This is a genomic window from Streptomyces sp. BJ20 (assembly GCF_022869105.1).
Lineage (GTDB): Bacteria > Actinomycetota > Actinomycetes > Streptomycetales > Streptomycetaceae > Streptomyces > Streptomyces griseoincarnatus.
This window is the reverse complement of record NZ_CP094918.1, coordinates 4,411,819-4,436,434: the sequence shown is the minus strand read 5'-3', so window position 1 is coordinate 4,436,434 and position 24,616 is coordinate 4,411,819. Positions and strand designations below refer to the sequence as shown.

The following is a 24,616-nucleotide window of genomic DNA, read 5'->3' as shown; positions in this document are numbered from 1 at the left end:
GCTCAGCCCCGCCGCTCCCGCAGATCCACGATGCGCCTGATCTTGCCCACCGACCGCTCCAGCGACTCGGGGTCGACGATCTCCGCCTCGACCGAGACGCCGATGCCGTCCTTCACCGCCTGCACGATCGACCGGGCCGCCGCCTCGCGGGTCGCCGCGTCCGCGTCCGGACGGGCCTCCGCACGCACGGTCAGCGCGTCCATACGGCCGCTCGTCGTCAGCCGCAGCTGGAAGTGCGGCGCCACGCCCGGGGTGCGCAGCACGATCTCCTCGATCTGCGTGGGGAAGAGGTTCACCCCCCGAAGGATCACCATGTCGTCGCTGCGCCCGGTCACCTTCTCCATGCGCCGGAACACCCGTGCCGTGCCCGGCAGCAACCGGGTCAGGTCCCGCGTCCGGTAGCGGACGATCGGCATGGCCTCCTTGGTGAGCGAGGTGAACACCAGCTCGCCCTGCTCGCCCTCGGGCAGCACCTCGCCGGTGATCGGGTCGACGACCTCCGGGAAGAAGTGGTCCTCCCAGATGTGCAGCCCGTCCTTGGTCTCCACGCACTCCTGGGCGACGCCCGGGCCTATCACCTCGGACAGCCCGTAGATGTCCACCGCGTCGATCGCGAACCGCTCCTCGATCTCCCGCCGCATGTCCTGGGTCCACGGCTCGGCGCCGAAGACGCCCACCCGCAGCGACGTGGAGCGCGGGTCGACGCCTTGCCGCTCGAACTCGTCGAGCAGGGTGAGCATGTAGGACGGGGTCACCAGGATGATCGACGGATTGAGGTCCTGGATCAGCGTGACCTGGCGTGACGTCATCCCGCCGGACGCCGGGATCACCGTGCAGCCGAGCCGCTCGGCGCCGTAGTGCGCGCCCAGCCCGCCCGTGAACAGGCCATACCCGTAGGCGATGTGCGCGATGTCGCCGGGCCTGCCGCCCGCCGCGCGCAGCGATCGCGCGACCATGTCGGCCCACATGGACAGGTCGTTCTCCGTGTAGCCCACGACCGTGGGGCGCCCGGTGGTGCCGCTGGAGGCGTGCAGCCGGCGGATCCGCTCCTGAGGGACGGCGAACATCCCGTACGGGTAGTTCGCCCGCAGGTCCGCCTTGGTGGTGAAGGGGAAGCGGGACAGGTCGGACAGCGAACGGCAGTCGTCCGGGTGGACGCCCGCCTTGTCGAAGGACTCCCGGTAGAACGGCACGTTCTCGTACGCGTGCCGCAAGGAGTGCCGCAGCCGCTCCAGCTGGAGGGCCCGCAGCCCGTCGAGGTCGAGCCGCTCCGCCGGGTCCAGCAGGTCCGCCGCCTGAGTCATCAGGACCTTCCCTTCACTATCCCATTCCGGACGACCGATCATTCGGTCGTTTGCATCGGGCCCCAGTAACGCAGCCGACCACCCTCCGGTGCAAGAGCCGGGCCTGCACTTTTCCCGACGGGTTGGTGTCAGGGACGAGGCGACCGCAAGACCCTCAGGGCGCGGGGAACCGCGCGACCGGCCCCCACCGCCCCGCGCGCGTCGTCCGCACCCCCTCCCGCGGCCTGTCCGCAGGACAAACCCCTCGCTAGGCTGGCCGCCGACGGCAACAGGGAGGAGCACGGACGTGGCCGAGAGCACCACCCAGCGGCGCCCGCTCACGGGATGGGACAAGCCCGAGCTGGACCTCAGCAACGCACAGTGGCAGTCCGGCAGCAAGGGTCTGGGCGATGTCCAGATCGCCTTCGTGGAGGGCTTCATCGCCATGCGCAACAGCGGCCGGCCGGAGAGCCCCTCCCTGATCTTCACCCCCGCGGAGTGGGGCGCCTTCGTGTCGGGCGCGCGGGAGGGCGACTTCGACCTGACCTGACCCGCCCGGCGACGTGTGCCGCGCGCATTTCCGGACACGTGACCAGCAGAGAGCCGCGCCGGACCGCGAGGGACGGCGTGGACCCGATGCCGTAATCCGGAGGCGAGGCACATGGACGACCAGCCGGTGGTCGCCGCGGTGGACGGATCAACGGACGGACTGCGTGCCCTGGAGTGGGCCCTGGACGCCGCCCGGCGGCACAGGGCCACCCTGCGCGTCCTGCACGTCCGCGCGGATCCGCTCCGTACCCGGCAGGAATCACAGGACACCGGGCCTCCCGGCGCGGACGAGGACCCGGTGCTCGCGCAGGCCCGCGCCCGGGTGGACGAACTGGGCGGCACCCCGTCCGTCGAGTACGTCGTCACCGAGGGCGTGCCGAGCGCGCTGCTGCCCGAGGCCGGCACCGAGGCGCGGCTGGTGGTACTGGGCTCGCGGGGCCGCGGAGGCTTCACCAGCCTGCTGCTCGGCTCGAACTCCCTGGCCGCCGCCAGGGACGCCGGATGCCCGGTGGTCGTGGTGCCCCGGCCGGGGCGCGGCGGCGAGGAGCCGGAGGAGGCGCCGGTGCACCGGGACGGCCCCGTGGTCGTCGGGACGAGCGCCGACGGCCCCGACACGGCGACGCTGGACTTCGCCTTCACGGAGGCCGCCCTGCGCCGCACCGGCCTGCGGGTCGTCACCGCCTACCCGTGGCCGCTGCAGACGATGCTGCTGCCCGGCGAGGTGGTGCCCGCGCAGGTCGACCAGGAGGCCGTGGAGCACGAGACGCGTGTCCTCGCGGAGGGCCTGCTCGCCCCCTGCCGGGAGCGGCACCCGGAGGTCGCCGTCGAGGCCGTCGTGGTCCCCGGGGACGCGGCCGGTCACCTGGTCGGCGAGTCCCGGGACGCCTCACTGGTCGTGGTGGGCCGCCACCGCCGCAGGCTGTTCGCTCCGGCCCGGATGATGGGCTCGGTCACCCAGGCGGTCCTGCTGCACGCGCACAGTCCGGTCGCGGTCGTCCCGCCCGCACCCGCCGAGGAGTGAGAGGAAAGCCGTCGGACCGGGCGGGCGGAGGAGGTCACTCGGCTCCCGTCCGACCGTCCGGAGCACGCTTCGGCCACGTACCATGGCGGCATGTCGTTCCTCCGCCGCCGAAGCGCCACACCCGCCGGGCCCGAATTCGACGTACTGGCCATGGACCCGGGCGACTGGCCCGGCAACCTGGGCGCGGGTCTGCTGCCCGCCCCCGACGGAACCTGCCAGGGCGTCTTCCTGCGCTACGACCTGTTCGGCGGCCGCGGTCCCGCGATGATCATCGGCAACCTCCCCGAGGGCTCGCCGGCGCGTGACGTCCCCGAGGGCGAGGTGCCCTTCGAGGTCGGTCAGCTGCTGCTGGCGCTGGAGAACGACGAGGAGGTCACCGTCGTCTCCACGGAGGACGTGCCCGTGATGCAGGGCGACAACCTGCTGATCGTGCGCCGCGTCAAGCTCTCCGAGAGCCGTATCTCCTGCGTGCAGTTCGACCGCAGCGACAACGTGCTGGTGACCATCGCCGCCTGGGACCGCCCGATCACCGACGACCTGTACGCCCTTCTCAAGCCGCTGCCGGCGGAGCTGTTCCAGCAGGGCTGATCCCGCTCCCGGACGACGACGGGCGCCCCCGGACCGCAGAGGTCCGGGGGCGCCCGTCGTGTGGTGCGCGCTCCCGCGTTACGACGACACCACCGTCACGTCCGCAGCCCGCACGAAGCCGACGCGGTGGCCGAACTGGATCTCGTAGTACTGGTCCTTGCCGCGCACCACCTGGTGCGAGGCCGGGTCGAAGGTCACCGCGTAGTAGTACTCGCTCGGCACCTTGCCGCCGGTCACGTACTTCTGTCCGGCGAGCACCTCGTACGGCAGCGGCGACACCGTCTGCGCCGGCACCCCCTCCGGGTACGCCGCCGCCTCCGGGTACGCGCGTCCGTACACCGGGACGGAGTCCAGGCCCTTGCGCGGGGTGATCATCTTCGTCTTGGCGGGCACGGCGGTGGGCGTCTTCGCCGGGTTCCGGAACCAGGCCTTCTGGCCGAGGTACCAGATCGCCGTCCAGTCGCCCCAGCGGTCCGCCACCGCGTACTGCTGGCCCGTGGACACCCGCGAGGACAGGTCGTTCACGCCGGTGGTGGGCGTGGAGCCGAGACCGATGTCCTTGATGAGGGGGGAGTTCTCGTCGTGGTCCGAGTACAGCCGCACCGCGCTCGACCCGTGCGGGGCGCAGGGCTCCCCGGCGGTCTCGCAGCCGGTGAACACCGGCCGGTGGGTGTCGTAGTCCGGCCGGATCGTGACGGCGCCGGCGTTCTTCGTGCCCGTGGCCTCGAGCGGGGCGCCGAGCAGCTCGAAGTAGTGCCGCCAGTCCCAGTACGGGCCGGGGTCGGTGTGCATGCCCGGGATGGTGGCCGCGGTGGTGCCCGGCACCGTGTCGTGCCCGAGGATGTGCTGCCGGTCCAGCGGGATGCCGTGCTTGTCGGACAGGTACGTCACCAGCCGCGCCGAGGAGCGGTACATGGCCTCCGTGTACCAGGCGTCCGGGTCGGTGAGGAAACCTTCGTGCTCCAGGCCGATCGACGCCGCGTTGACGTACCAGTTGCCCGCGTGCCAGGCCACGTCCTTCGCCTTCACGTGCTGCGCGATGTGCCCGTCGGTGGAGCGCAGACTGTACTGCCAGGACACGTACGTCGGGTCCTGGACCATGTCGAGGACGCCCTCCCAGGCGCCCTCCGTGTCGTGCACGACGATGTACCGGATCCGCTGCGAGGCGGGCCGGTTCCCCAGGTCGTGGTTGCCGTAGTCACCGTCGCCGAACTCCTCGTACGGCGCCGGGATCCACTCGCAGGACACCGTCCGCGGGCACTCCGTGCCGGCCGCGGACCCCTTGCGCAGCCCGGCGCGCCCCAGCGCCGACGGGTCGGGCGCCAGATCCGGGCTCGCCTCCAGGGCGACCCGCTGCCCGGCGTCCGTGACCCGCTCCTCTCCGTCCCGGATCACCGCGAACACCTCGTTCGCGTACGCGGTCGCCGAGGCACGGTCGTCGGCGCCGGAGAACAGCGCCACCGCCCCGTACCAGTCGGCCGGGTCGTCGCCGGCCGGCGCGCCCAGCCGGCGCTGCGCCTCGGCCAGCAGGGCGGCGCCGCCCGCCACGTTCGCCGCCGGGTCCTCGCGCAGCGTCTCGGCGTCCAGCCCGGTCAGCCGGGCCGCCCTCGGCAGGGTGGTCAGCCGGTCCGGCAGCTTCGCGGTGTCCGGACCGAGCTCCGAGGGGCGCAGCGCGGGACGGGCGTCGTCGCCGCGCGGGTCCTCGGCGCCGGTGGAGTGATGCCCGGCGGAGGCGAGCGCGGTCCGGGCGTCTGTCAGGTGCATCGGCCCGTAGCCACCGGTGACGCTCGGGGCACCGCCGTGCGCGTCCCAGCGGGACTGCAGATAGGAGACGCCCAGCAGCACGCTCTGCGGGACGTCGTACGCGGCCGCCGCGGAGGCGAACGCCTGTTGCAGCCGGGCGGTGGCCGGCGGGGCCGGGTCGGGCGCCGCGCCCAGCAGGGGCAGCGTCAACGCGGCTGCGGCCAGGGCGCCGAGGGCCCCCCGGACGGCGCGTCGGGACGGCCCGGCCGCACGGCCGGGTTCGGTGGCGAGATCTCGCAATGCAGCCTCCTGGGGACGGTCGTGCGACCCGTCAGTGGTACCGGCAGGCCGATGATCCGTCAATCATGCCCAGGAGGGGGCGAATTCCCTTGTCAATCGGGGTGTGGCGAGATTTCGTGGCGGGCCCCGGCGGACCTGCGGCGCGTCAGCGGTCTACACCGGTGGCGCTTCCGCCGGGCGCTTCCGGGATGGCCGTATACCGTCCCTGCCCGCGGACGGCAGGACTGCTCCAAGACGCCCGACTGCCCACGGCGGTCGTCGCCTGCGGGCAGTCGTACGGGGCGTCTGCGGGGTGGTCGCGCCGCTCAGCGGGTGCCGACCGCGGCGCGCACGGCCTTCCGGGCCATCTGGCAGTCGTCGTGCAATCGGCGCAGCAGCAGCCGCTGCTCCTCACCGGACGGCATGCCACCCGGCTGGCCTCCCGCGGGCGCCGGCGCCGACTCATGCATCGAACGCTGCACGGCCGTCTCGTAGGTGCGGATCTCCCGGGTCAGCACCAGCATCAGGTTCACCAGGAACGCGTCGCGCGAGGCGGGTCCCGCCGACTGGGCGATCTGGCTGATCTGACGCCGGGCCGCCGGGGCGTCCCCGAGCACCGACCACAGCGTCGCCAGGTCGTAACCCGGCAGGTACCAGCCCGCGTGCTCCCAGTCCACCAGCACCGGACCGGCCGGTGAGATCAGGATGTTCGAGAGCAGCGCGTCGCCGTGGCAGAACTGGCCCATGCCCTGCCGCCCCGTCGCCACGGCGATGCCGTGCAGCAGCTTCTGCAGGTCCCCGAGGTCCCGGTCGGTGAGCAGACCCAGTTCGTGGTACCGGTTGATCCGGGCCGCGTAGTCCAGTGGCGCGTCGAACGTCCCGGCGGGCGGCCGCCAGGAGTTGAGCCGGCAGATCGCGCCGAGTGCCGCCCTGATGTCCGCCCGGGGCGGCGCCTCCACCGGGTGCCGCTGGAGCGCCGCCACCCGTCCGGGCAGGCGCTCGATGACCAGCGTGCAGTTGTCCGGGTCCGCTGCGATCAGCCGGGGCGCCCGCACGGGCGGACGCTGCCGGACGAACGAGCGGTATGCCGCTATTTCGTGCCGGATGCGCTCGCTCCACGCGGGGGAGTGGTCCAGTAAGCACTTGGCGACCGCAGTGCTGCGGCCCGTCGTCCCGACCAGGAGGACGGACCTGCCGGTGCGGCGCAGCACCTGGACCGGCGCGAACTCCGGACAGATACGGTGCACCGAGGCGAGCGCCGTGCGCAGTTGCGCGCCCTGCGCGCCGGACAGGTCGAGCCTCCCGCTGAGCGGCTGGGTGCCCGGTCCCGCGAGGCGCCGTGCGTTGCCCGCGCCGAGCGCGGGGGCCGCCGGGCGCGTGGGGGCGAGGTAGGGGCCGCTGTCCGACGGACGCGGACGCAGCGGCCGGGGCGGGGCGGACACGGAGGACGATGCTGCGTACATGGGTGATACGGATCCCTTCGTGTGCCTGCGACGTCAGCGCACCACCCAACCCGGCCGCCCGGCCGCACCCTGGGGGAATGCCCCTGCGGCGACGGGGTCGTGGTGGCGCGTTCCTACTCGACACCCGAGGGCCCCTGGCACACCATCTGGCGGACCCTGGCGAACCCTGGCGAATAGTCGCCCGGCACTGCCCACCGGGCTACTGTCAACTCAGCCGAGAACCTGGGGGCTTGACGTGAGCGGACAACCCAACACCCGGCTCGCGGACCTGTTCGGCCTGGCCGGCTGGTCCAAGGGCGAACTCGCGAGGCTGGTGAACCGGCAGGCGGCGGCCATGGGCCATCCGCAGCTGGCGACCGACACCTCCCGGGTGCGGCGGTGGATCGACATGGGAGAGATCCCGCGCGATCCGGTGCCGCGGGTGCTGGCGGCTCTGTTCACCGAGCGTCTCGGCCGTGTCGTGACCATCGAGGATCTCGGTCTGGTCCGGCACGGGCGTACGGGGAAACGGCCACGCGCCGGGAGTGCGGAACATCCCGACGGAATGCCGTGGGCGCCCGAGCGGACGGCCGAGGTCCTCACCGAATTCACGGGAATGGACCTCATGCTCAACCGACGCGGCCTGGTGGGTGCGGGCGCCGCCCTCACCGCGGGCTCCGCACTCAGCAGCGCCATGCACGACTGGCTGCACACCGATCCGGCCCTGACAGCAGACGCCCCCCGCCTGCACGATCCCCTGCACGCCGAGCCCGCCGGGTTCGACCGCTACGAGGCCGCCCCCATCGGGTCGCAGGAGATCGAGGAACTGGAGCGCTCCGTGGAGGTGTTCCGTGCCTGGGACGCCGCCCGCGGCGGCGGGCTCCAGCGCAAGGCGGTCGTGGGGCAGCTCAACGAGGTGGGCGGCATGCTCGCCTACCACCACCCGCCCCATCTCCAGCGGCGCCTGTGGGGCGTCGCCGCCAACCTCGCCGTCCTCGCCGGCTGGATGTCGCACGACGTCGGCATGGAACCGACGGCGCAGAAGTACTTCGTCATCGCCGCCCACGCGGCACGGGAGGGCGGCGACCGCCCGCGCGCCGGCGAGGCGCTGTCCCGCGCGGCCCGCCAGATGGTGCACCTGGGCCGTCCCGACGAGGCGCTGGACCTGATGAAGCTCGCCCAGTCCGGCTCGGGCGAGCAGGTGCTGCCGCGTACCCGCGCCATGTTCCACACCATCGAGGCGTGGGCGCAGGCGTCCATGGGCAAGGGCCAGGCGATGCGCCGCACCCTGGGGCAGGCGGAGGACCTGTTCGTCTCCGACAAGGGGGACGTGCCGCCGCCGAACTGGATGCAGTTGTTCAACGAGGCGGACCTGTACGGCATGCAGGCCCTCGCCTACCGCACGCTCGCGGAGTTCGAGCCGGGCGCGGCCGTCCACGCCCAGCACTACGCGGACAAGGCGCTGGCGCTGCGGGTGGACGCCCAGCAGCGGTCGAAGATCTTCGACTTTTTGTCGATGGCCTCCGCGTGCTTCATCGCCGACGACCCCGAGCAGGCCGACCGGTTCGCCCGGCTCGCGCTGGTGTCGATGGGCCAGAACTCCTCACGCCGCACCTGGGACCGGCTGCGCCAGATGTACCGGCTGACCGCCGAGTACTCCTCGTACCCGAGGATCCAGGAGCTGCGGGAGGAGATCGAGCTGGTGCTGCCCAAGCCGCGGGGCAAGGGCGGGACCGCGAAGGCCTGAGGGTCACGCGGCCCGTGTCACGGGCCACTTGTCACGGGTGCGCCCCCGTCAGGAGGCGACGCGCGCCACCAGTACACAGGCGTGCTCCGCACGCTCCCCTTCACCGAACTCCCCCACGACCTCCCGGACGCAGTCCCGGGCGGAACGGCCCCCGGCGAACCGGGGCGCCAGGGCGAGGAGCCGGTGGACGGCGGCCGTCCCGGTGTGCCCGGGCACCAGGCCGTCGGTGTGCAGCAGAAGCAGGTCGCCGACCTCGAGGGTCTCCTCGGCCTGCTCGTGCGCGGAGCCGGGGGCGGCGCCCAGCAGCGCTCCCCGCGGCGCGTCGAGCGCCCGTCCCGCCCGGCCGCGGTAGAGCAGCGGGGCGGGGTGGCCGGCCCGCGCCCACACCGCGGTGCGGGTGTCGTGCCGGTAGCGCAGACAGACGGCGCCGGCCAGGACCGGCTGGGCGGTGGTGTCGAGCAGCCGGTCGAGGCAGTCCAGCAGAGGGCCGGGCGCGGTGCCGGCCAGCGCCATGCCCCGGACGGCGCCGAGCAGCATGGCCACACCGGACGCGGCGCCCACGCCCTGTCCGGTGAGCTCGCCGACGCCCAGCAGGGTGGCGTCGTCATACAGTTCGAGGGCGTCGTACCAGTCGCCGCCGATCGACGCGTGCGCGGAGGGCGGCAGATGGGCGGCGGCCACGTCCAGGGCGCGCGGGCCGCGCCGCGGGAACCGCAGGGATCCGTGCCACGCCGGAAGCACGGCCTCCTGCAGTTCGACCGCGAGCCGGTGCTCGCTCCGCGCGGCGGCGTGCCGGTGCCGGTGCAGCGAGTCACGGGTCTCGCTCACCGCCCTTCGGCAGCGGCGCAGTTCGCTGACGTCGCGCAGGACCGCCCACATGGAGACGGTGCTGCCGTCGGCGCCGAGCACCGGTTCGCCCATCATGTGCACGGTCCGTATGTCGTCGGCCGCGTGCAGCACGCGGAACTCCCCGTCGATGGGGCGGCCGTCGATCAGGCAGCCGGTGACCATCCCGGTCAGCCGGGGCCGGTCCTCGTCGCAGACGAGGGAGGGCAGTTCGTCGAGGGTGAGCGGGGGAGCGGCCGGGTCGCGGCCGAGGATCCGGTACAGCTCGCCGGACCAGCTCACCTCGTCCGTCAGGAGGTCCCACTCGGCGCTGCCGACCCGGCTGAGCAGGGCGGCGCGGGGTGGCGCCGGCGGCGCGGGCAACTCCTCGGCGGGCGCGGACGGCGGGTCGTCCCGCAGCTGCGCCAGATGCTCGTCCAGATCGTCGAGTTGGTGCATCGCCAGGTCGTACAGCGCGCGACGCCAGCGCTCCCGGGGGTCCCCCGCGTCGGCCGGGGTGTCGCGGCGGACGGCGTCCACCTCGCCCTTGAGCCGCCGGGTCTGCGAGATGAGCGCGTCGACCGGGCCGCCTCCCGGCGGCCGGGCGGCGGGGCGGTCCGCGGAGAGAGGGGACGGCATGACGCACTCCGATGCGGGACGGTACGGCCTTCGGACGGGCGGAGGGACCGTTACGACTGTTGCACAGCCCGCCACGGCCTGTAAGGGATTCGGCAACACACGATAAGGTGGTGCCGCTGGCATATGCCACCGTCTTCACGGAGTTACCGCGAGGTAGTCACATGGTGCCCGCCGGACGCCCCAACTTCCATGGTACGCAAGTGAACTGACGAGGTGTCAGACGCTCCCGCGCGACTCACTCAAGCGTTCGAGGACCGGGTATCAGTTCGATGTTCGATGGGGGCCGCGGTGACCTCTCCGTCCCGCCACCGCCCGTCAGTAGCGCAGCACCGCCGCCATGCCCTGGGCGTCCCCCAGCGCGCCGTCCGGCACGAACCGCACGTCGGCGCCGGTCTCCAGGCACTGCTCGACGATCTCGTCCACGATGTCCTCGCGGGCGTCGAGGTCGTCGTCCTCGGCGACGACCAGATGCTCGCCGTCGTCGCGGACCGTGATCCGGTAGTTCTCCTCGACGGCCAGTAGCCGGATCCGCCCCTCGCGGGCGCTCTGCCACAGCTCGTCGACACCGGCCGCGAACTCCTTGCGGCTGCGCGCGGACTCCAGCTCCCGCGCCACCTCCTCGGCCCGCTTGCGGTCCTGCTCCTCGAGCACCGGTTGCACCGCCTGCCACACCATCTCCGGCGTCCCGTGCGCCAGTCCGCCGCGCGGCACCTGCACGGCGTCCTTGCAGGCGCCGCCGAACTCGCACAGCAGGGACAGCGCCGCCGGTTCGCCGGTGACGTACAGCGGCCTCGGGTGGGCCCGCACCAGGGAGGTCAGCGCCGTCGCCGCCTCCTTCAGGAAGCGGCGGGTGTCCTCGTCCCGGTAGTTGCTGGGCTGGTCGCCGGCCCGCATCTGCCGCTCGGGGTCGAAGTTGGGCTCCTCACGGATCAGCGGGAAGCCGCCCGCACGCTCCTCGACGACCCGGTCCGGGCCGCCGCTCCACAGCGAGGCCCGGTCGGCGGCGACGGACAGCACCCAGAACGGGCGCTCCGCCGTCTGCGCGGAGACCAGGTTGCGGGTCAGGAAGGTGTCCGAGAGCACCACGCGCTCCGGGACGCTGCGCGCCAGCGACCACACCTGGTGCTCGCCCGGAGCGGCGAAGATGGCCAGGCCGTCCTCGGCGTGCGCCAGATCGACCTCGGCCAGGGCCCGGTCCAGCTGGGCGGCCACGTCGGCGCGCCGGTCCCGCGGGACCGCGGGATCGGACTCAAGCCTCTTCTTCGCCTCGGCCACCATGGTGCGCAGCCGCACCGCGTCCTCGGTGCTCAGCGGGTCCCGGCGGTGGGTCGGGGTCAGCACCGACACCGCCGGGTAGGGGCGCGGCCGACGGAGTTCGGCGAGGGCGGAGGGACTCAGATCGTGCTCCATGACAGCACCATAGGGCGGAATCCGCGGTAGGGCATTCGGGGCAAAGCGCCCGCCGGGCGCGCGGCGGTCCGGCGGGCCGCGGGTGCACGCTGGTGGGGGAGGTGACCGCCGATGGCGCGCTTGGTCGTGGAGCGGGACGCGGACGGGTGGACCGTCGTCGTCCGGCTGGCGTGGTGGGAGGCGCTGCTCGCACGCCGCCGCGCGGTACGGGTGCCGCGGGCGTGGGTGGCGGCGGCCGGGGTGGAGCCCGACTGGTGGCGCGCGATGCGCGGCACGCCGGTGGTCGGGCGCTGCCGGCCGGGGCGGTTCTGCGTGGGGGAGCGGGAGCACGTGCTGGGCCGCGACTTCGTCGCCGTACGGGCGGGCGTCCCGGCGGTGGTCCTGGACCTGAGGCCCCCGGCGCCGTTCGTACGGCTCGCGGTGTCCGTGCCGGACGCGGGGGAGGCCGCCCGGACGCTGCGGCCCGGCGGGGACGCGGACGAGGAGGACGGCGCCGAGGAGGCCTCCGGCTGAGCACGGCTTTCGAGGAGGTCTCCGGCTCACGGGAAGGGCCCGCGTCAGATACGGTCCTCGTCCTCCGTGCCGCAGGAGCTGCCGCTCGGCGGGAGGGAGCCGTAGAGCAGGAAGTCGTCGACCTTGCGATGGACGCACTCGGACGAACCATAACCCGTGTGGCCCTCGTTGCGGTTGTCCAGCACCACGGCCGACGGGCCCAGCCGCCTTGCCGTCTGCTCCGTCCAGTAGTACGGGGTGGCGGGGTCGCCTCGGGTGCCGACCAGCAGCATCTTCGGGGTGTCCAGGTCCTTGACCTTCTCCCGGATGTAGTCGGTTCCCTTGGGACGGCCGTGGCACAGCACCACCTGCGCCAGCCGGTACGGCCCGAACACCGGCGAGGCCTCCTCGTACGCGGCGCGCAAGCGGGCCAGTTCGCCGGTGAGTTGCTCCTCGTCCGGACGGTCCGGGTCGTCGGCGCAGTTCACCGCCATCAGCGCCGCGGGGAGGTTGTCCAGCGGGACGTCCTCCTCGTCGGCGAGGGGCTCGTCGTCGCGCGCCGGGGCGGAGGCCGGGGACGGCGCCGGCGGCGGGGCGGGGGCCATCCCGCCGGACGCGAGGGCCTCCACGCCGCTGGTGTCGCCGTCCTCCATCAGCTGGGCGAGCACCCGCTGGAGCACCGGCCACATCTCCTTGGTGTAGAGGCCCTGCGCGATGGCGCCGGCCAGGTCCTGACCGGTGAACTCGTAGCCGAAGTCGGTCGGAACCGGGGTGTCGTCGAGGGAGCGCACCAGGTCCACGACGGCCTCCCGGGCGGCCCGCGCGTCCTGCCCGAACGGGCAGGCGAGCTCCTCGGTGCACCAGGTGAGGAAGTTCTCCAGCGCCGTCTGCTGCCCGCGCGCGCTGGCGAGGCCCTGCTCGGCCAGCGGCTCGGTCAGCGTGTCCACGCCGTCCAAGGCCATCCGGCCCACCTCGTCGGGGAACCGGGCCGCGTACACCGCGCCGAGCCGGGTCCCGTAGGAGAAGCCGAGGTAGTTGAGCTTCCTGTCGCCCAGCGCCTGACGCATCACGTCCAGGTCGCGCGCCACGTCGACGGTGCCCATGTGGGCGAGGACCGGGCCGGAGTGCTTCTCGCACTCGGCCGCCACCTCGCGCAACTGCCGCAGCGCGTCGCGCGGATCGCCCGTCTCCTCGCCGTCGGTCGCCTCCAGCGCACGGCTCGTCGCGTCCGCCCCGCAGCTCACGGGGGAGGAACGGCCCACGCCCCGCGGGTCGAACGACACCACGTCGTAGTCGTCGGTCAGTCCGAGGAAGTCCTTGCGGCCGTACGCCAGGCCCTGCACCCCGGAGCCGCCTGGACCTCCGAAGTTCAGCACGACCGAGCCGCGAGGGTCGTCGGAGGACGCGCGGTAACGGGCGAGCGCCAGCTCCAGGGTGCCCTTGCCGGGGTCGGCGTAGTCGAGCGGCACGGTGAGCGTCCCGCACTGGAGGTCCTTCGGCAGCTCCGTGCCCTCGCAGGCCGCCCACTCGATCTTCTGGTCGTAGAACCGGCCCAGATCGGGTTCGTCGCGCGCCGTGGCCGTCAGGCCCGTCGCCAGCAGGACCAGCCCGACCGCTCCGGCCGCCGCGCCGCGCCGGAAGGAGGGCGGCAGCGCGTTCGCGTGGTGACCGCCCCGGAGTCGCTCGGACAGCTCGCCCAGCATCGCATCCTCCCAAGGTGCCCGACCGGCGCCCTCGCCCACCATAAGCGCGCCCCGCCGCGCCCGCCCGTCGGCCGTGCGGCGCCGCCGACGGGTCGCGTCCGCGCGTTCGGGCACCGCGAGTTCGACGGACTTTGCCGGAGGTTCGAACCCCGGGACCCCCTAGAGGGTGAACCGGCTGCGGCATACGGAGGAGCCATAACCCGGATGCCACGCCCGCGTTCTATCCGGTGGCGGGCGAACGCTCGCGACCAAGTCTGGAAGGGCAGGGAACCTATGCGAAGGGTGACCCGAAACGGTGTGATCGCCGTCGCCGCCGCGTCCGGCGCGATGGCCGTGGCGATGCCGGCGTACGCCGATTCCGGGGCGGAGGGCGTCGCGGCCGGGTCGCCCGGAGTGGCGTCCGGGAACAGCGTTCAGCTCCCGGTGCACGTCCCGGTGAACGTGTGCGGGAACACGGTGAACGTGGTGGGCCTCCTCAACCCCGCGGCGGGCAACACCTGTGTCAACGAGGACGTACGGCACGAGGCGGCGTCCGGCTCCTCGAAGGGGGCGCCCGGCGCGTCCGGCGCCTCCGCCGAGGGCGACGCGCACGGCTCGCCGGGACTGCTGTCCGGCAACGGCGTGCAGCTCCCGGTGCACGTGCCGGTCAACGTGACGGGGAACAGCGTGAACGTGGTCGGCATCGGCAACCCGTCGACGGACAACAGCTCCGTCAACGATTCCGGCGAGCGCCCGGAGCCCGCGCCCGAGCGGACCGTGCCGGCCCGTACCCTGCCCGCCCCGGTGGAGCAGGAGGCGGCTCCCGCCGAGCAGGTCGCGCTCGCCGAGACCGGCGCCGACCACACGGTCCCGGTGCTCGCCACCGGCGCCGCGATGTTCCTGGGCGGAGTCGCCCTGTACCGCCGCGCCCGGCTCCGCACGGGCGTCTGACAGCCCCGCGGAAACGCTCCGCCGCCCCCGGGCCACCGGGCCCGCCGCGCGCCGGCCGGACCCGGTGGCGGGCCGCGTCAGTCACTCCGTCGATGGAAGCGCCGGTGCAAGGCGGCGATGTCGTCGGTCAGTTCCGGCACGGGGCCGTCCACGGTCACGTCCGGGGCGATCGCGGAGACCGGCAGTGGCCGCACGGGCGGCTCGGGCACGCCCAGTTCCGCCAGCCACGACGTCAGCTGCTCGGACGAGGCCACGTACACGATGCGTCCCAGGCCCACCCAGGCGTGGGCGGCGGCGCACATCGGACAGTGCTCGCCCGAGGTGTAGACGGTGGCGGCGGCCCGCTCCCCGGGCGTCATGTGCGCGGCCGCCCAGCGCGCCAGCTCGAACTCGGGGTGCCGGGTGCGGTCGCCGGAGGCCACCCGGTTGTGGTCCTCGGCGAGCGCGGCGCCGTCCCCGGACACCAGCACGGATCCGAACGGCTCGTCGCCCGCCTCCAGCGCCTCCGCGGCGAGCTCCACGCAGCGGCGTAGGTAGGGCAGTTCGTCGTCCCGTACGGCCATGGTCCCGTCCTTCCTGGGCGGCTTGATCGTCGGCAACGATAATCCCGTTGCCCGGCCGGGAACCGGATGATGCACTCCCGGCATGCCTGCCACCACCGCACCGGCCGCCCTGCTCGCCCTCCACGACCGTGAGACACGCCTGGGCGCCCGCCCGGACGGACCCGGTGTCGTCGTCGAACACGTCGGCCGGGTGGTCCGCCGCACCGGCCCCGCGCACAACTGGAACGGTGTCCTCTGGTCGGGCTTCACCTCGGCCACCGAGGCGGACGACGCGATCGCCGCACAGATCGCGCAGTACACCGCCCGGGGCCTCTCCTTCGAGTGGAAGCTGTACGCCCACGACGAACCGGCGGACCTGGGCGAGCGCCTCGCGGCGGCCGGCTTCACCGCCGAGCCGGACGAGACGCTGATGGCGGCGGAGGTCGACGCGCTCGCCCTGACCGACACCGTCCCCGACGGCATACGCGTCGTCCCGGTCACGGACGCGGCCGGCGTCGACCAGGTCGCCGAGGTGCACGAACGCGCCTTCGGCGACGACGCGTCCCGCCTCCGACGCCAGCTCCTCGACGCCCTGGCCACCACCCCGGACACGGTCGTCGCCGTCCTCGCCCTCGCCGGTGACGTCCCGGTCGGCGCGGCCCGTATGGAACTGACCCCCGGCGCGAGCTTCGCGGGGCTGTGGGGCGGCGGCACGGTGCCGGAGTGGCGGGGCCGAGGCGTCTACCGTGCCCTGATCGCCCACCGAGCCCGCATCGCGGCGGCCCGCGGCTACCGCATCCTGCACGTGGACGCGTCCCCGCGGAGCCGCCCCATCCTGCGACGCCTGGGCTTCACCCCGCTGACGGTGACGACCCCGTACGTGTACGGGCCGTCCCTGTAGGCGGGAGCGGGGTCGGCCAGGACGCACGGGAGCGGTGGCCGTCCCACCAGGTGTGGCCCACCACCCCTGGGACCGCCACCGCTCCCGCGGAAGGCCCCCGCGTCTCAGCGGTTCAGTTTGGCCCGGTCCAAGGCAGCCACGCCCACCGCCGCGAGGGCGATCTGGATCAGCCACTCCACCCAGTCCACGCCCTTGGTGTCCGCCACGCCGAGGGCCGCCGCGAGGGCCGAGCCGATCAGGGCGGCGGCGATGCCGACGAGGATCGTCCACAGGATGCCGATGCGCTGACGGCCCGGGACGACCAGGCGGCCCAGGACGCCGATCACGATGCCGATGACCAGGGCGCTGATGATGCCGTCGATCTCCATGTCTCCCCTTTCCCTGTCCTCCGCCCAGAAGCGTCTTCCCGCCGGCCGCGGCGGCAGTCGCAGAAAAAGGGCCGGTCCGCGAGAGCACGCGGACCGGCCGGGGAGGGGGAGCCGTCGTGGGCCCCTACGACGACCTGGATGCCGCCCTGGCCGCCGTGGCGGCGCAGGCGGTGCCCAGGATCACGGTGAGGGCGCCGATGACGACGTTGTTCCAGATCACCCCGGCGTCGGGGTTGGTGCCCACGACCCATGGAGAGATGATCATCCAGATACCGAGCGCGCACATGGCTCCACTGAGGCCGTACATGCGCGAGGGGGCCGCCGTGAACCCGAGGGCCAGCAGACCGATCGCGATGCCGACGATCAGGTTGTGCGTCACGAGCGCCGGCTGACTCGTCGTGTAGTGGAGGATCCACGGTGACACGGCGCAGTAGAGGCCGAGCAGGAACACCGGGCCGTCCACGAAAGCGACGTCACGGCTGCCGAGGACGCGTTCGTAGCGTGCCCGCATCTCCGGTGCGTCCGGATGGCTGGAGAGATCTCCACGTTGGTGTGAGACGTTGGCCATGGTCGTCTCCTTTGACTAGCAGGCCTGACCGCGTCTGGGTGCGGTGTGCGGTAACCGCCGCGTATGTCCCATTGTGCTCTTATTTCTCCTTTATGTGTAGTCGTGAGCGGGTCTCGAAGCCCCTTCGCCGGAAGGAGCCCTCCGCTCGACGGCATGTCTGCGCCACTGTGACTGGTCCAGACCCTTGACTGGTACAGACCAAAGCGCTTGAGTGTGCTCCACACCCCCCACCACGGCCGCCCCCACGCCGTGACCGGTTCCGCCGGCGCGTGCGGGCGAGGTCTCGCCCCGGCATGTCCTCGTCGCGGGAGCGGCCGTGTTCCGCGAAGGAGTTGATCCCTTGTCGAGACGCCGTATCGCCGCCGTCACCGCCGCCCTCGTGCTCGCCGGAAGCGCGCCGATGCTGCTCCCCGCGGCGGCCACCACCGCCTCGGCCGCCACGGCGGCCGCGTGTTCCAGCTACCCCGCCTGGGTTGCCGGACAGTGGTACGAGGCCGGCGCGATCGTCCGCTACACCGACGGCAGGGCGTACATCGCCGAGCACGCCAACCCGGGCTACGACCCGACCATCAGCACCTGGTACTGGGAGCCCTACGCCTGTGACAACGGGCCCGGGACGCCCGTCGGGAACTTCGTCGTGACCGAGGCGCAGTTCAACCAGATGTTCCCGAACCGGAACCCCTTCTACACGTACAGCGGCCTCACCGCCGCGCTCAGTGCCTACCCCGGTTTCGCCAAGACCGGCAGCGACACGGTGAAGAAGCAGGAGGCCGCCGCCTTCCTCGCCAACGTCAGCCACGAGACCGGCGGTCTGGTGCACGTGGTGGAGCAGAACCAGGCCAATTACCCGCACTACTGCGACTGGAATCAGCCGTACGGCTGCCCGGCCGGCCAGGCCGCCTACTACGGGCGCGGCCCGATCCAGCTGAGCTGGAACTTCAACTACAAGGCCGCGGGCGACGCGTTGGGCATCGACCTGCTGAACAACCCCTGGCTGGTGCAGAACGACGCGGCCGTCGCCTGGAAGACCGCCCTCTGGTACTGGAACACCCAGTCCGGCCCGGGCAGCATGACCGGTCACGCCGCCATGGTGAACGGGGCCGGCTTCGGCCAGACGATCCGCAGCATCAACGGCTCCCTGGAGTGCGACGGAAGGAACCCGGCGCAGGTCCAGAGCCGGGTGACGAAGTACCAGCAGTTCACCCAGATCCTCGGGACGACCCCCGGCGGCAACCTGTACTGCTGACGCGAACGGCGCGGCATGGTGTCATGCACCTGACCGTGACTCCGGGCTGCCCCGGAGTCACGGCCAGCCCCTCCGGACGAAGGGAACCGCATGCGCACCCCCCACGCCCTGCTCGCCACCGCCGTCACGACCGCCGCGCTCGCCGCGGCGGCCGTGACACCCGCGCCCGCCGCGGCCGCCGGCGCCGCGCCGCAGCCCGGCACCTACTACGTCCAGAGCGCCGTCACCGGCCTCAACGCCGCCGACGCCTCCGGGACGGTCGAACAGCACCGCCCACGCGGCGACGAGGACCGCCAGCAGTGGACCCTGCGCCTTGACGGCGGCGTCCATCTGCTGGAGAACACCGACAGTCCCGGCGCCTGCCTCGGACGCGCCGGCGACCAGGCCCGCACCGTCTCCTGCGCGGCCGCCGAGGCGCGCTGGCAGATCACCCCGCTCGGCTCCGACCGTTACGCGCTCGCCGCCCCCGGCGCCGACCGGCGCCTCACCGTCGCGCCCAAGCCCGCCGGCGCCACCCACCCCGCCCCGCTGTCCGTCGGCAGCGGTGCCGGTGACCTCGCCGCCTGGTACCTCACCCCCGCCGACGCGCCCGGCGGCCCCATGCCGCCCAGGGAGCGACGCACCCTGGACCAGGTCACGTTCCTCACCGCCCACAACGCCTACGCGAACGGCGTCGACGGCGGTTTCGCCCCGCCCTTCGTCGACCTCTTCCCCAACCAGAGCCGGGGCATCGAACAGCAACTCCGCGACGGCGTACGCGGGTTCATGCTGGACGTCCACCAGACGCCGGACGGCGCCATCCTCTGCCACAACAGCTGCACGCTGGTGCGCAGACCTGTCGCGCTGTGGGTCGACCTTCAGCGGATCACCGACTTCCTGCGCGTCCACCCGGACGAGTTCGTCACCGTCTTCCTGGAGGACTACGTCGACCCGGGCGTCCTGCGCGCCGAACTGGACCGCGTGCAGGGGCTGTCGGACGTGCTCTACCGCCCCGACCGCACAGGGGTGCGGGAGAACGGCTGGCCCACGATGGGTGAACTGGCCGCCGAAGGACACCGGTTGCTGATCTTCACCGACCACAGCAAGGACGCCGACCGCTCGGCCGGGCTGACCCGTGACACCTTCGGCGTGATGTACCAGCGCGACTGGACCGTCGAGAACCACTGGTCCATGGGCCCGGGCATCGGCTCCTCCGACTGGTCCTGCTACAGCCGCTGGTACGACGCGAACACCACGATCCCGCTCACCCGCACCGAGCCCGGCTTCCGGCCCCTCTTCGTCATGAACCACTTCCGGGACGCCGCCGTCGCCTCCACCGCCTCCACCGACAACGCCAAGCTCGCCGACCGCGCCCGCCGCTTCTGCCAGCCTGCCGCCCGCAAGAAGCCCACCTACCTCGCCGTCGACCGCTACGACCTGGGGAATCCCACGGCCGCCGTCGACGCGCTGAACACCTACACCTACCCGTAGAGGACCACGCGGTCCCGCCCCGGGACGGCCGCCGGGGCGGGACTGGCATGGCCCGCGGTTTTACGTATAACCTCTCCCGTCAACCCCTTCGAGAGGTGACGATGAGACGCATTGCCCTGGTCACCCTCGTCGTCCACGACTACGACGAGGCGATCCGCTTCTACACCGAGGCCCTCGGCTTCCGGCTCGCCGAGGACGCGCCCCGGCCTGACGGCGGCCGCTGGGTCGTCGTCGAGCCCGGCGCCGGGCACACCGGCGCCGCCCTGCTGCTGGCCCGCGCCGCGGGGGAGGAGCAGCGGGCCCGGGCGGGTGATCAGACCGGGGGACGCGTGGCCTTCTTCCTGCACACCGACGACTTCGCCCGCGACCACGCCCGCATGACCGCCGCCGGGGTGACCTTCCTCGAGGAGCCGCGTCACGAGCCGTACGGCTCGGTCGCCGTCTTCCAGGACCTCTACGGCAACCGCTGGGACCTGCTCCAGCCCGCCGGCTGATCCACCACCGACCCACCACGCCGAACCACACGCCGAGGAACCGCACGCCATGCCATCTACGCGCATAGACACCGACACGATCCGCCGCCTCCCCAAGGCGGTCCTGCACGACCACCTCGACGGCGGCCTGCGCCCCGCCACGGTCGTGGAGCTGGCCGAGGCCGTCGGCCACACCCTGCCCACCACCGACCCTGACGAGCTCGCCGCCTGGTACGTGGAGGCCGCCAACTCCGGCGACCTGGTGCGCTACATCGCCACCTTCGAGCACACCCTGGCCGTGATGCAGACCCGCGAGGGCCTGCTGCGCACCGCCGAGGAGTACGTCCTCGACCTCGCCGCCGACGGTGTCGTCTACGGCGAGGTCCGCTACGCCCCCGAGCTGAACACCCGCGGCGGGCTCACCATGGCCGAGGTCGTGGAGACCGTCCAGGAGGGGCTGGCCGCCGGCATGGCCAAGGCGGCCGCCGCCGGGACGCCCGTCCGGGTCGGCACACTGCTGTGCGGCATGCGGATGTTCGACCGGGTCCGCGAGGCCGCCGACCTGGCCGTCGCCTTCCGTGACGCCGGCGTCGTCGGCTTCGACATCGCCGGCGCCGAGGACGGCTTCCCGGCCGCCGACCACCTCGCCGCCTTCGAGCACCTGCGCCGCGAGAACGTGCCGTTCACCATCCACGCGGGCGAGGCCCACGGGCTGCCCAGCATCCACCAGGCCGTCCAGGTGTGCGGCGCCCAGCGCATCGGCCACGGCGTGCGCCTCACCGAGGACATCCCGGACCTCGCGGACGGCAAGCTCGGCCGGCTCGCCTCCTGGGTCCGCGACCGTCGCGTCGCCCTGGAGATGTGCCCCACGTCCAACCTCCAGACCGGCGCCGCGACCTCGATCGCCGAGCACCCGATCACCCCGCTGAAGGACCTCGGCTTCCGCGTCACCGTCAACACCGACAACCGCCTGGTCTCCGGCACCACCATGACCCGCGAGATGTCCCTGCTGGTGGAGCAGGCCGGCTGGTCCGCCGAGGACCTGCGCACGGTGACCCTGAACGCGGTGAAGAGCGCGTTCCTGCCGTACGACGAGCGTGTGGCGCTGATCCGGGACGTCGTCCTGCCGGGTTACGACGCGGCGCTCCGCAGCAGCCCCCGGGCGTAAGCGGCCTGTCCGACGTGCTGGAGGTCGTCGGACAGGACGCTGACCAGCCGCACGCCCAGGGTGACCGGCGGGTCCCAGTTCTCGTCGACGACCCGTTCCAGGTCCTTCGCGGTGAGTGTCCGCAGCGCGCCGAGGGTCTGCGCGTGGACGGCGTCGTGGTAGCCGGTCAGCAGGTCGGGGGAGTCGACGCGCACCTTGCCGACCTGCGCCGGGGTGTGCCCGAACCCGGTGGCGCCGCGCGGCAGGCCGAGCCCGAAGCGCTTCTCCCAGCCGTCGGCGAGCCACACCTGGTCCAGGCCGAAGGCGTCCGCGACGTGGTCGTCCTGGGTCCGGGTGAGGTGCCACACCAGCCACGCGATGCTGTTGGCCTCCGGCGTGGGCCGGGCGGCGAGCTCGTCGGGTCCGAGGCCTCCGACGGCGGCGTGGACCTCTTCCCGGATGCGTCCGTAGCCTTCGATGAGGATGTCCTTGGCATGCATGCCCCCAGACTCGCTCAGCTTCCGGCGTCACGCGCCCCGGTGTCCAGCAGGTCCATCAGCGCCCGCGCCGCCGGGCTGGTGGCGCGCGGCGACGGCACCAGCGCCACCGTCTCGTACGCCGCCTCGCCGGTGTCCTTCAGCGGCAGCGCGGTGAGCGAGGGGCGCTTGTGGCGGAAATGGCGCGGCACCACCGTCACGCCGAGGTTCTCGTCGACCAGGTCGAGCAGGCTGTGCACGTCGTTCACCTCCAGTGCCACCGTGCGCCGTACGCCCGCGACCGCGAACGCCGCGTCCGTGGCGCGGCGCGGACCCCAGTCGGGGTGGAAGTCGACGAACACCTCGTCGGCCAGGTCCTGGGGGGTGACCGGCGCCCCGGCTTGGGCCAGCCGGTGGTCGGGGTGGCACAGCACCGTCATCGGCTCGCCGGTCAGCGGCACGACGCGCAGCTGGTCGGGGTCGGCGTCGACGCGGTAGGCGAAGGCGAGGTCCAGCCGCCCGGCCGCGACCTCCTCGGCGAGCGCGGCCGAGCCCCACTGGCGCAGCCGTATCTCCACGTCCGGGTGGCGTCGGCGGAACGCGGCGAGCAGCTCCGCCACGTGCACCCCGGCGATGCACTGCTCCGTACCCACCGCGAGGGTGCCGCGCAGCACTCCCTGCACCGCGGCCACCGCCTCGTGCGCGGCCCGCACCTGTGCCAGGATGCGTTCGGCCTCCGTGAGCAGCGCCCGCCCCGCCTCGGTGAGCGTCACCCTGCGGGTGGTCCGCACGAACAGCGGCGTCTGCAGCTCGCGCTCCAGCGCCCGGACGGACGCCGACAGGCCCGACTGGGAGACCATCAGCCGTTCCGCCGCACGGGTGAAGTGCTGGTCCTCGGCGACGGCCACGAAGTGCTGGAGATGGCGCAGTTCCATGATTGAGAAGCGTAGCCGCTGAATCGCATCGGATTCTTCTGTTGGACCACTCCCCGCAGGTCACGACAGAGTGGACGGGCGGTCCGACGAACCGCCACGACGAACGTCAAGACGTGTGCCAACCCCTCTGGAGTCGCGTTGTACACCGCACACCCCGACCGTTACGCGGACATGCCCTACCGGCGCACCGGACGCAGCGGCCTGAAGCTCCCCGCGCTCTCGCTCGGCCTGTGGCACAACTTCGGTCCCGACCGCCCGGCCGAGACCCAGCGGGCCATCCTGCGCCGCGCCTTCGACCTGGGCGTCACCCACTTCGACCTCGCCAACAACTACGGCCCGCCGCCCGGCGCCGCCGAGTCCGTCCTCGGCGAGGCCCTGAAGGCCGACTTCGCGCGGTACCGGGACGAGCTGGTGATCTCCACCAAGGCCGGCTACCTGATGTGGCCGGGCCCGTACGGCGAATGGGGTTCCCGCAAGTCCCTGCTGTCCTCGCTGGACCAGAGCCTCAGCCGCATGGGCCTCGACCACGTCGACATCTTCTACTCGCACCGCTTCGACCCGGACACCCCGCTCGAGGAGACGATGGGCGCCCTGCACACGGCGGTGCAGCAGGGCAAGGCGCTCTACGTCGGCGTCTCCAACTACAGCGCCGAGCAGACCCGCGAGGCCGCCCGCATCCTCGGCGAGCTGGGCACCCCCCTGCTGATCAACCAGCCGCGCTACTCGATGCTCGACCGCCGCCCGGAGGACGAGGGCCTGATGGACGCCCTCGACGAGCTCCAGGTCGGCTCCATCGCGTACTCCCCGCTGGAGCAGGGCCTGCTGACCTCCCGCTACCTGGACGGCATCCCCGAGGACTCCCGAGCCGCGAGCGACAGCCCCTTCCTCGACACGGACGCCCTCACCGAAGAGCTGGTCGGGCGGCTGCGCGCGCTCGCCGACATCGCCTCCGCCCGCGGCCAGAGCCTGGCGCAGATGGCCCTGTCCTGGGTGCTGCGCGGCGGCCGCCTCACCTCCGCCCTGGTCGGCGCGAGCAGTCCGCGCCAGCTGGAGGACAGCGTCGCCGCCACCCGCAACCTCGACTTCTCCGACGAGGAGCTGGCGAGGATCGACGCCATCGTCAAGCAGTAAGCGGCTCCCGTCACCGGCCGTCACCCCCGTGCACGGGGGCGGCGGCCGGTGCGTCCGTCTCCGTGCAGGCCGGTCACCTCGGCCGATGCGCCCACCCGTGCCGTTTCGGCCAGGACAGGGCCTGCATATGCCAGGAGACTGGCCGGAAACACATGGTGACAGTGTTTCAGCGGTGAACATACTCGACAACGAGAGCGCTTCACACCGAGCGACTGCGCCCTCACGCACAGCACGCGAGCCACGGAACGGGCAGCCGGCCCGGAACCGGCGGGCGAGCACGCAGCGGGGGAGGGAACGTGCACGACGAATTCCTGTGCCACGTCACGGCGTACGGGGTCTGCGACGGCCGGCGCATCGGGGTGCCGCTGGGCACCTACCGGGCCCCGACCCTCGCGCTCGCCCTGTGGTGGCTGCGCGACCGCGCCCTGTGGATCGCAGAGCGCCTCGACCCGCAGCCGGACGCCGAGCACTTACCTCCGGGTGCGCTCGTCCCCGTCGCCGACGACGTGACCGACGTTCCCACCGTGCTCCGCACCTGGTGCGGTGACGTCGGCCGGCAGGAGGAAGTGGCCGAGGCGCTCGCCGCCGGGCGGATGGTGCGGGTCGCCACCGGCGACGACACAACGGAGTACGAACTCCTCGCCGAGTCCGTCGACGCCCTGCGGATGCAGCGGGCCGCCCGGGTCCTCGGCGTCCCGGTCGCCTGAG

The 24,616-nt window shown here is 72.9% G+C and carries 24 protein-coding genes; 13 read left to right on the top strand and 11 right to left on the bottom strand.

Going from position 1 to position 24,616, the window contains the following annotated elements:
• Positions 1-2 precede the first annotated feature (2 nt).
• A complete protein-coding gene (paaK, locus tag MTR79_RS19830; RefSeq protein ID WP_244791574.1) occupies positions 3-1,304 on the bottom strand; it encodes a phenylacetate--CoA ligase PaaK in 1,302 nt (433 codons plus the stop codon).
• Positions 1,305-1,590: 286 nt separating this feature from the next.
• Between paaK and MTR79_RS19825 the strand changes: the two genes are divergently transcribed.
• The 3 genes from MTR79_RS19825 (at position 1,591) to MTR79_RS19815 (ending at position 3,441) form a co-directional block, all read left to right on the top strand.
• Positions 1,591-1,833: a DUF397 domain-containing protein gene (locus MTR79_RS19825; protein WP_048456556.1), complete on the top strand. Its 243-nt coding sequence runs from the start codon at positions 1,591-1,593 to the stop codon at positions 1,831-1,833.
• A 111-nt stretch (positions 1,834-1,944) separates the two neighbouring features.
• Positions 1,945-2,853, top strand: a complete 909-nt coding sequence (locus MTR79_RS19820) for a universal stress protein (RefSeq protein ID WP_086700319.1) — start codon at positions 1,945-1,947, stop codon at positions 2,851-2,853.
• A gap of 90 nt (positions 2,854-2,943) precedes the next feature.
• Positions 2,944-3,441 carry a hypothetical protein gene (locus MTR79_RS19815; RefSeq protein ID WP_086700321.1) on the top strand — a complete coding sequence of 166 codons (498 nt, stop codon included), beginning with the start codon at positions 2,944-2,946 and terminating at the stop codon, positions 3,439-3,441.
• A gap of 78 nt (positions 3,442-3,519) precedes the next feature.
• On the opposite strand, the gene MTR79_RS19810 is transcribed toward MTR79_RS19815, so the two are convergent.
• On the bottom strand, positions 3,520-5,484 hold the full coding sequence (locus MTR79_RS19810) for an N-acetylmuramoyl-L-alanine amidase (protein ID WP_189363950.1): 1,965 nt from the start codon (positions 5,482-5,484) through the stop codon (positions 3,520-3,522).
• A 305-nt stretch (positions 5,485-5,789) separates the two neighbouring features.
• Positions 5,790-6,926: an aminoglycoside phosphotransferase family protein gene (locus MTR79_RS19805; RefSeq protein WP_086700322.1), complete on the bottom strand. Its 1,137-nt coding sequence runs from the start codon at positions 6,924-6,926 to the stop codon at positions 5,790-5,792.
• A 235-nt stretch (positions 6,927-7,161) separates the two neighbouring features.
• Here MTR79_RS19805 and MTR79_RS19800 point away from each other — a divergent pair, with 235 nt between their 5' ends.
• Complete coding sequence (locus MTR79_RS19800; RefSeq protein ID WP_086700324.1) at positions 7,162-8,652, top strand: hypothetical protein; 1,491 nt, start codon at positions 7,162-7,164, stop codon at positions 8,650-8,652.
• Between the two features lie 48 nt (positions 8,653-8,700).
• Here MTR79_RS19800 and MTR79_RS19795 read toward each other — a convergent pair whose 3' ends face one another.
• Positions 8,701-10,116, bottom strand: coding sequence for a PP2C family protein-serine/threonine phosphatase (locus MTR79_RS19795; RefSeq protein ID WP_244791572.1), 1,416 nt, complete (start codon positions 10,114-10,116; stop codon positions 8,701-8,703).
• Between the two features lie 315 nt (positions 10,117-10,431).
• Positions 10,432-11,526 (bottom strand): chemotaxis protein, encoded by a 1,095-nt coding sequence (locus MTR79_RS19790; RefSeq protein WP_086700327.1) that lies wholly within the window; start codon positions 11,524-11,526, stop codon positions 10,432-10,434.
• Positions 11,527-11,637: 111 nt separating this feature from the next.
• On the opposite strand from MTR79_RS19790, the gene MTR79_RS19785 reads away from it, so the two are divergent.
• The gene (locus MTR79_RS19785; protein WP_086700328.1) at positions 11,638-12,039 is read left to right on the top strand and encodes a hypothetical protein; all 402 of its coding nucleotides are present in this window, start codon (positions 11,638-11,640) and stop codon (positions 12,037-12,039) included.
• A gap of 44 nt (positions 12,040-12,083) precedes the next feature.
• On the opposite strand, the gene MTR79_RS19780 is transcribed toward MTR79_RS19785, so the two are convergent.
• Complete coding sequence (locus tag MTR79_RS19780; protein ID WP_244791571.1) at positions 12,084-13,721, bottom strand: alpha/beta hydrolase; 1,638 nt, start codon at positions 13,719-13,721, stop codon at positions 12,084-12,086.
• Positions 13,722-13,994: 273 nt separating this feature from the next.
• Here MTR79_RS19780 and MTR79_RS19775 point away from each other — a divergent pair, with 273 nt between their 5' ends.
• Positions 13,995-14,651 (top strand): chaplin, encoded by a 657-nt coding sequence (locus tag MTR79_RS19775; RefSeq protein WP_244791569.1) that lies wholly within the window; start codon positions 13,995-13,997, stop codon positions 14,649-14,651.
• 77 nt (positions 14,652-14,728) lie between these two features.
• Here MTR79_RS19775 and MTR79_RS19770 read toward each other — a convergent pair whose 3' ends face one another.
• A complete protein-coding gene (locus MTR79_RS19770) occupies positions 14,729-15,214 on the bottom strand; it encodes a nucleoside deaminase (RefSeq protein WP_086704452.1) in 486 nt (161 codons plus the stop codon).
• An 82-nt stretch (positions 15,215-15,296) separates the two neighbouring features.
• On the opposite strand from MTR79_RS19770, the gene MTR79_RS19765 reads away from it, so the two are divergent.
• Positions 15,297-16,094, top strand: a complete 798-nt coding sequence (locus tag MTR79_RS19765; protein ID WP_244791567.1) for a GNAT family N-acetyltransferase — start codon at positions 15,297-15,299, stop codon at positions 16,092-16,094.
• A gap of 104 nt (positions 16,095-16,198) precedes the next feature.
• On the opposite strand, the gene MTR79_RS19760 is transcribed toward MTR79_RS19765, so the two are convergent.
• Both MTR79_RS19760 and MTR79_RS19755 read right to left on the bottom strand, forming a co-directional pair.
• Positions 16,199-16,462 (bottom strand): GlsB/YeaQ/YmgE family stress response membrane protein, encoded by a 264-nt coding sequence (locus MTR79_RS19760; RefSeq protein ID WP_086704455.1) that lies wholly within the window; start codon positions 16,460-16,462, stop codon positions 16,199-16,201.
• Positions 16,463-16,586: 124 nt separating this feature from the next.
• Positions 16,587-17,030, bottom strand: coding sequence for an SPW repeat protein (locus MTR79_RS19755; protein ID WP_086704456.1), 444 nt, complete (start codon positions 17,028-17,030; stop codon positions 16,587-16,589).
• 340 nt (positions 17,031-17,370) lie between these two features.
• Here MTR79_RS19755 and MTR79_RS19750 point away from each other — a divergent pair, with 340 nt between their 5' ends.
• The 4 genes from MTR79_RS19750 (at position 17,371) to MTR79_RS19735 (ending at position 21,387) form a co-directional block, all read left to right on the top strand.
• Positions 17,371-18,276, top strand: coding sequence for a glycoside hydrolase family 19 protein (locus tag MTR79_RS19750; protein ID WP_189363945.1), 906 nt, complete (start codon positions 17,371-17,373; stop codon positions 18,274-18,276).
• A gap of 90 nt (positions 18,277-18,366) precedes the next feature.
• A complete protein-coding gene (locus tag MTR79_RS19745) occupies positions 18,367-19,746 on the top strand; it encodes a PI-PLC domain-containing protein (RefSeq protein ID WP_244791565.1) in 1,380 nt (459 codons plus the stop codon).
• Between the two features lie 101 nt (positions 19,747-19,847).
• The gene (locus MTR79_RS19740) at positions 19,848-20,240 is read left to right on the top strand and encodes a VOC family protein (RefSeq protein ID WP_086704461.1); all 393 of its coding nucleotides are present in this window, start codon (positions 19,848-19,850) and stop codon (positions 20,238-20,240) included.
• A 49-nt stretch (positions 20,241-20,289) separates the two neighbouring features.
• Positions 20,290-21,387, top strand: a complete 1,098-nt coding sequence (locus MTR79_RS19735) for an adenosine deaminase (protein ID WP_086704463.1) — start codon at positions 20,290-20,292, stop codon at positions 21,385-21,387.
• On the opposite strand, the gene MTR79_RS19730 is transcribed toward MTR79_RS19735, so the two are convergent.
• Positions 21,351-21,866, bottom strand: coding sequence for a DinB family protein (locus MTR79_RS19730; protein ID WP_244791563.1), 516 nt, complete (start codon positions 21,864-21,866; stop codon positions 21,351-21,353). The genes MTR79_RS19735 and MTR79_RS19730 overlap by 37 nt on opposite strands.
• 14 nt (positions 21,867-21,880) lie before the next feature.
• Complete coding sequence (locus MTR79_RS19725) at positions 21,881-22,777, bottom strand: LysR substrate-binding domain-containing protein (protein ID WP_086704466.1); 897 nt, start codon at positions 22,775-22,777, stop codon at positions 21,881-21,883.
• Between the two features lie 138 nt (positions 22,778-22,915).
• Here MTR79_RS19725 and mgrA point away from each other — a divergent pair, with 138 nt between their 5' ends.
• Positions 22,916-23,908, top strand: a complete 993-nt coding sequence (mgrA, locus tag MTR79_RS19720) for an L-glyceraldehyde 3-phosphate reductase (RefSeq protein ID WP_199208184.1) — start codon at positions 22,916-22,918, stop codon at positions 23,906-23,908.
• 296 nt (positions 23,909-24,204) lie between these two features.
• A complete protein-coding gene (locus MTR79_RS19715; RefSeq protein WP_122213032.1) occupies positions 24,205-24,615 on the top strand; it encodes a hypothetical protein in 411 nt (136 codons plus the stop codon).
• Position 24,616: the final 1 nt, after the last annotated feature.

Coding starts and splice junctions, on each gene's coding strand:
- paaK (WP_244791574.1), bottom strand. CDS start 1,304: ATGACTCAGGCGGCGGACCTGCTGGACCCGGCGGAGCGGCTCGACCTC.
- MTR79_RS19820 (WP_086700319.1), top strand. CDS start 1,945: ATGGACGACCAGCCGGTGGTCGCCGCGGTGGACGGATCAACGGACGGA.
- MTR79_RS19815 (WP_086700321.1), top strand. CDS start 2,944: ATGTCGTTCCTCCGCCGCCGAAGCGCCACACCCGCCGGGCCCGAATTC.
- MTR79_RS19805 (WP_086700322.1), bottom strand. CDS start 6,926: ATGTACGCAGCATCGTCCTCCGTGTCCGCCCCGCCCCGGCCGCTGCGT.
- MTR79_RS19795 (WP_244791572.1), bottom strand. CDS start 10,116: ATGCCGTCCCCTCTCTCCGCGGACCGCCCCGCCGCCCGGCCGCCGGGA.
- MTR79_RS19790 (WP_086700327.1), bottom strand. CDS start 11,526: ATGGAGCACGATCTGAGTCCCTCCGCCCTCGCCGAACTCCGTCGGCCG.
- MTR79_RS19785 (WP_086700328.1), top strand. CDS start 11,638: ATGGCGCGCTTGGTCGTGGAGCGGGACGCGGACGGGTGGACCGTCGTC.
- MTR79_RS19780 (WP_244791571.1), bottom strand. CDS start 13,721: ATGCTGGGCGAGCTGTCCGAGCGACTCCGGGGCGGTCACCACGCGAAC.
- MTR79_RS19775 (WP_244791569.1), top strand. CDS start 13,995: ATGCGAAGGGTGACCCGAAACGGTGTGATCGCCGTCGCCGCCGCGTCC.
- MTR79_RS19770 (WP_086704452.1), bottom strand. CDS start 15,214: ATGGCCGTACGGGACGACGAACTGCCCTACCTACGCCGCTGCGTGGAG.
- MTR79_RS19765 (WP_244791567.1), top strand. CDS start 15,297: ATGCCTGCCACCACCGCACCGGCCGCCCTGCTCGCCCTCCACGACCGT.
- MTR79_RS19760 (WP_086704455.1), bottom strand. CDS start 16,462: ATGGAGATCGACGGCATCATCAGCGCCCTGGTCATCGGCATCGTGATC.
- MTR79_RS19755 (WP_086704456.1), bottom strand. CDS start 17,030: ATGGCCAACGTCTCACACCAACGTGGAGATCTCTCCAGCCATCCGGAC.
- MTR79_RS19745 (WP_244791565.1), top strand. CDS start 18,367: ATGCGCACCCCCCACGCCCTGCTCGCCACCGCCGTCACGACCGCCGCG.
- MTR79_RS19740 (WP_086704461.1), top strand. CDS start 19,848: ATGAGACGCATTGCCCTGGTCACCCTCGTCGTCCACGACTACGACGAG.
- MTR79_RS19735 (WP_086704463.1), top strand. CDS start 20,290: ATGCCATCTACGCGCATAGACACCGACACGATCCGCCGCCTCCCCAAG.
- MTR79_RS19730 (WP_244791563.1), bottom strand. CDS start 21,866: ATGCATGCCAAGGACATCCTCATCGAAGGCTACGGACGCATCCGGGAA.
- MTR79_RS19725 (WP_086704466.1), bottom strand. CDS start 22,777: ATGGAACTGCGCCATCTCCAGCACTTCGTGGCCGTCGCCGAGGACCAG.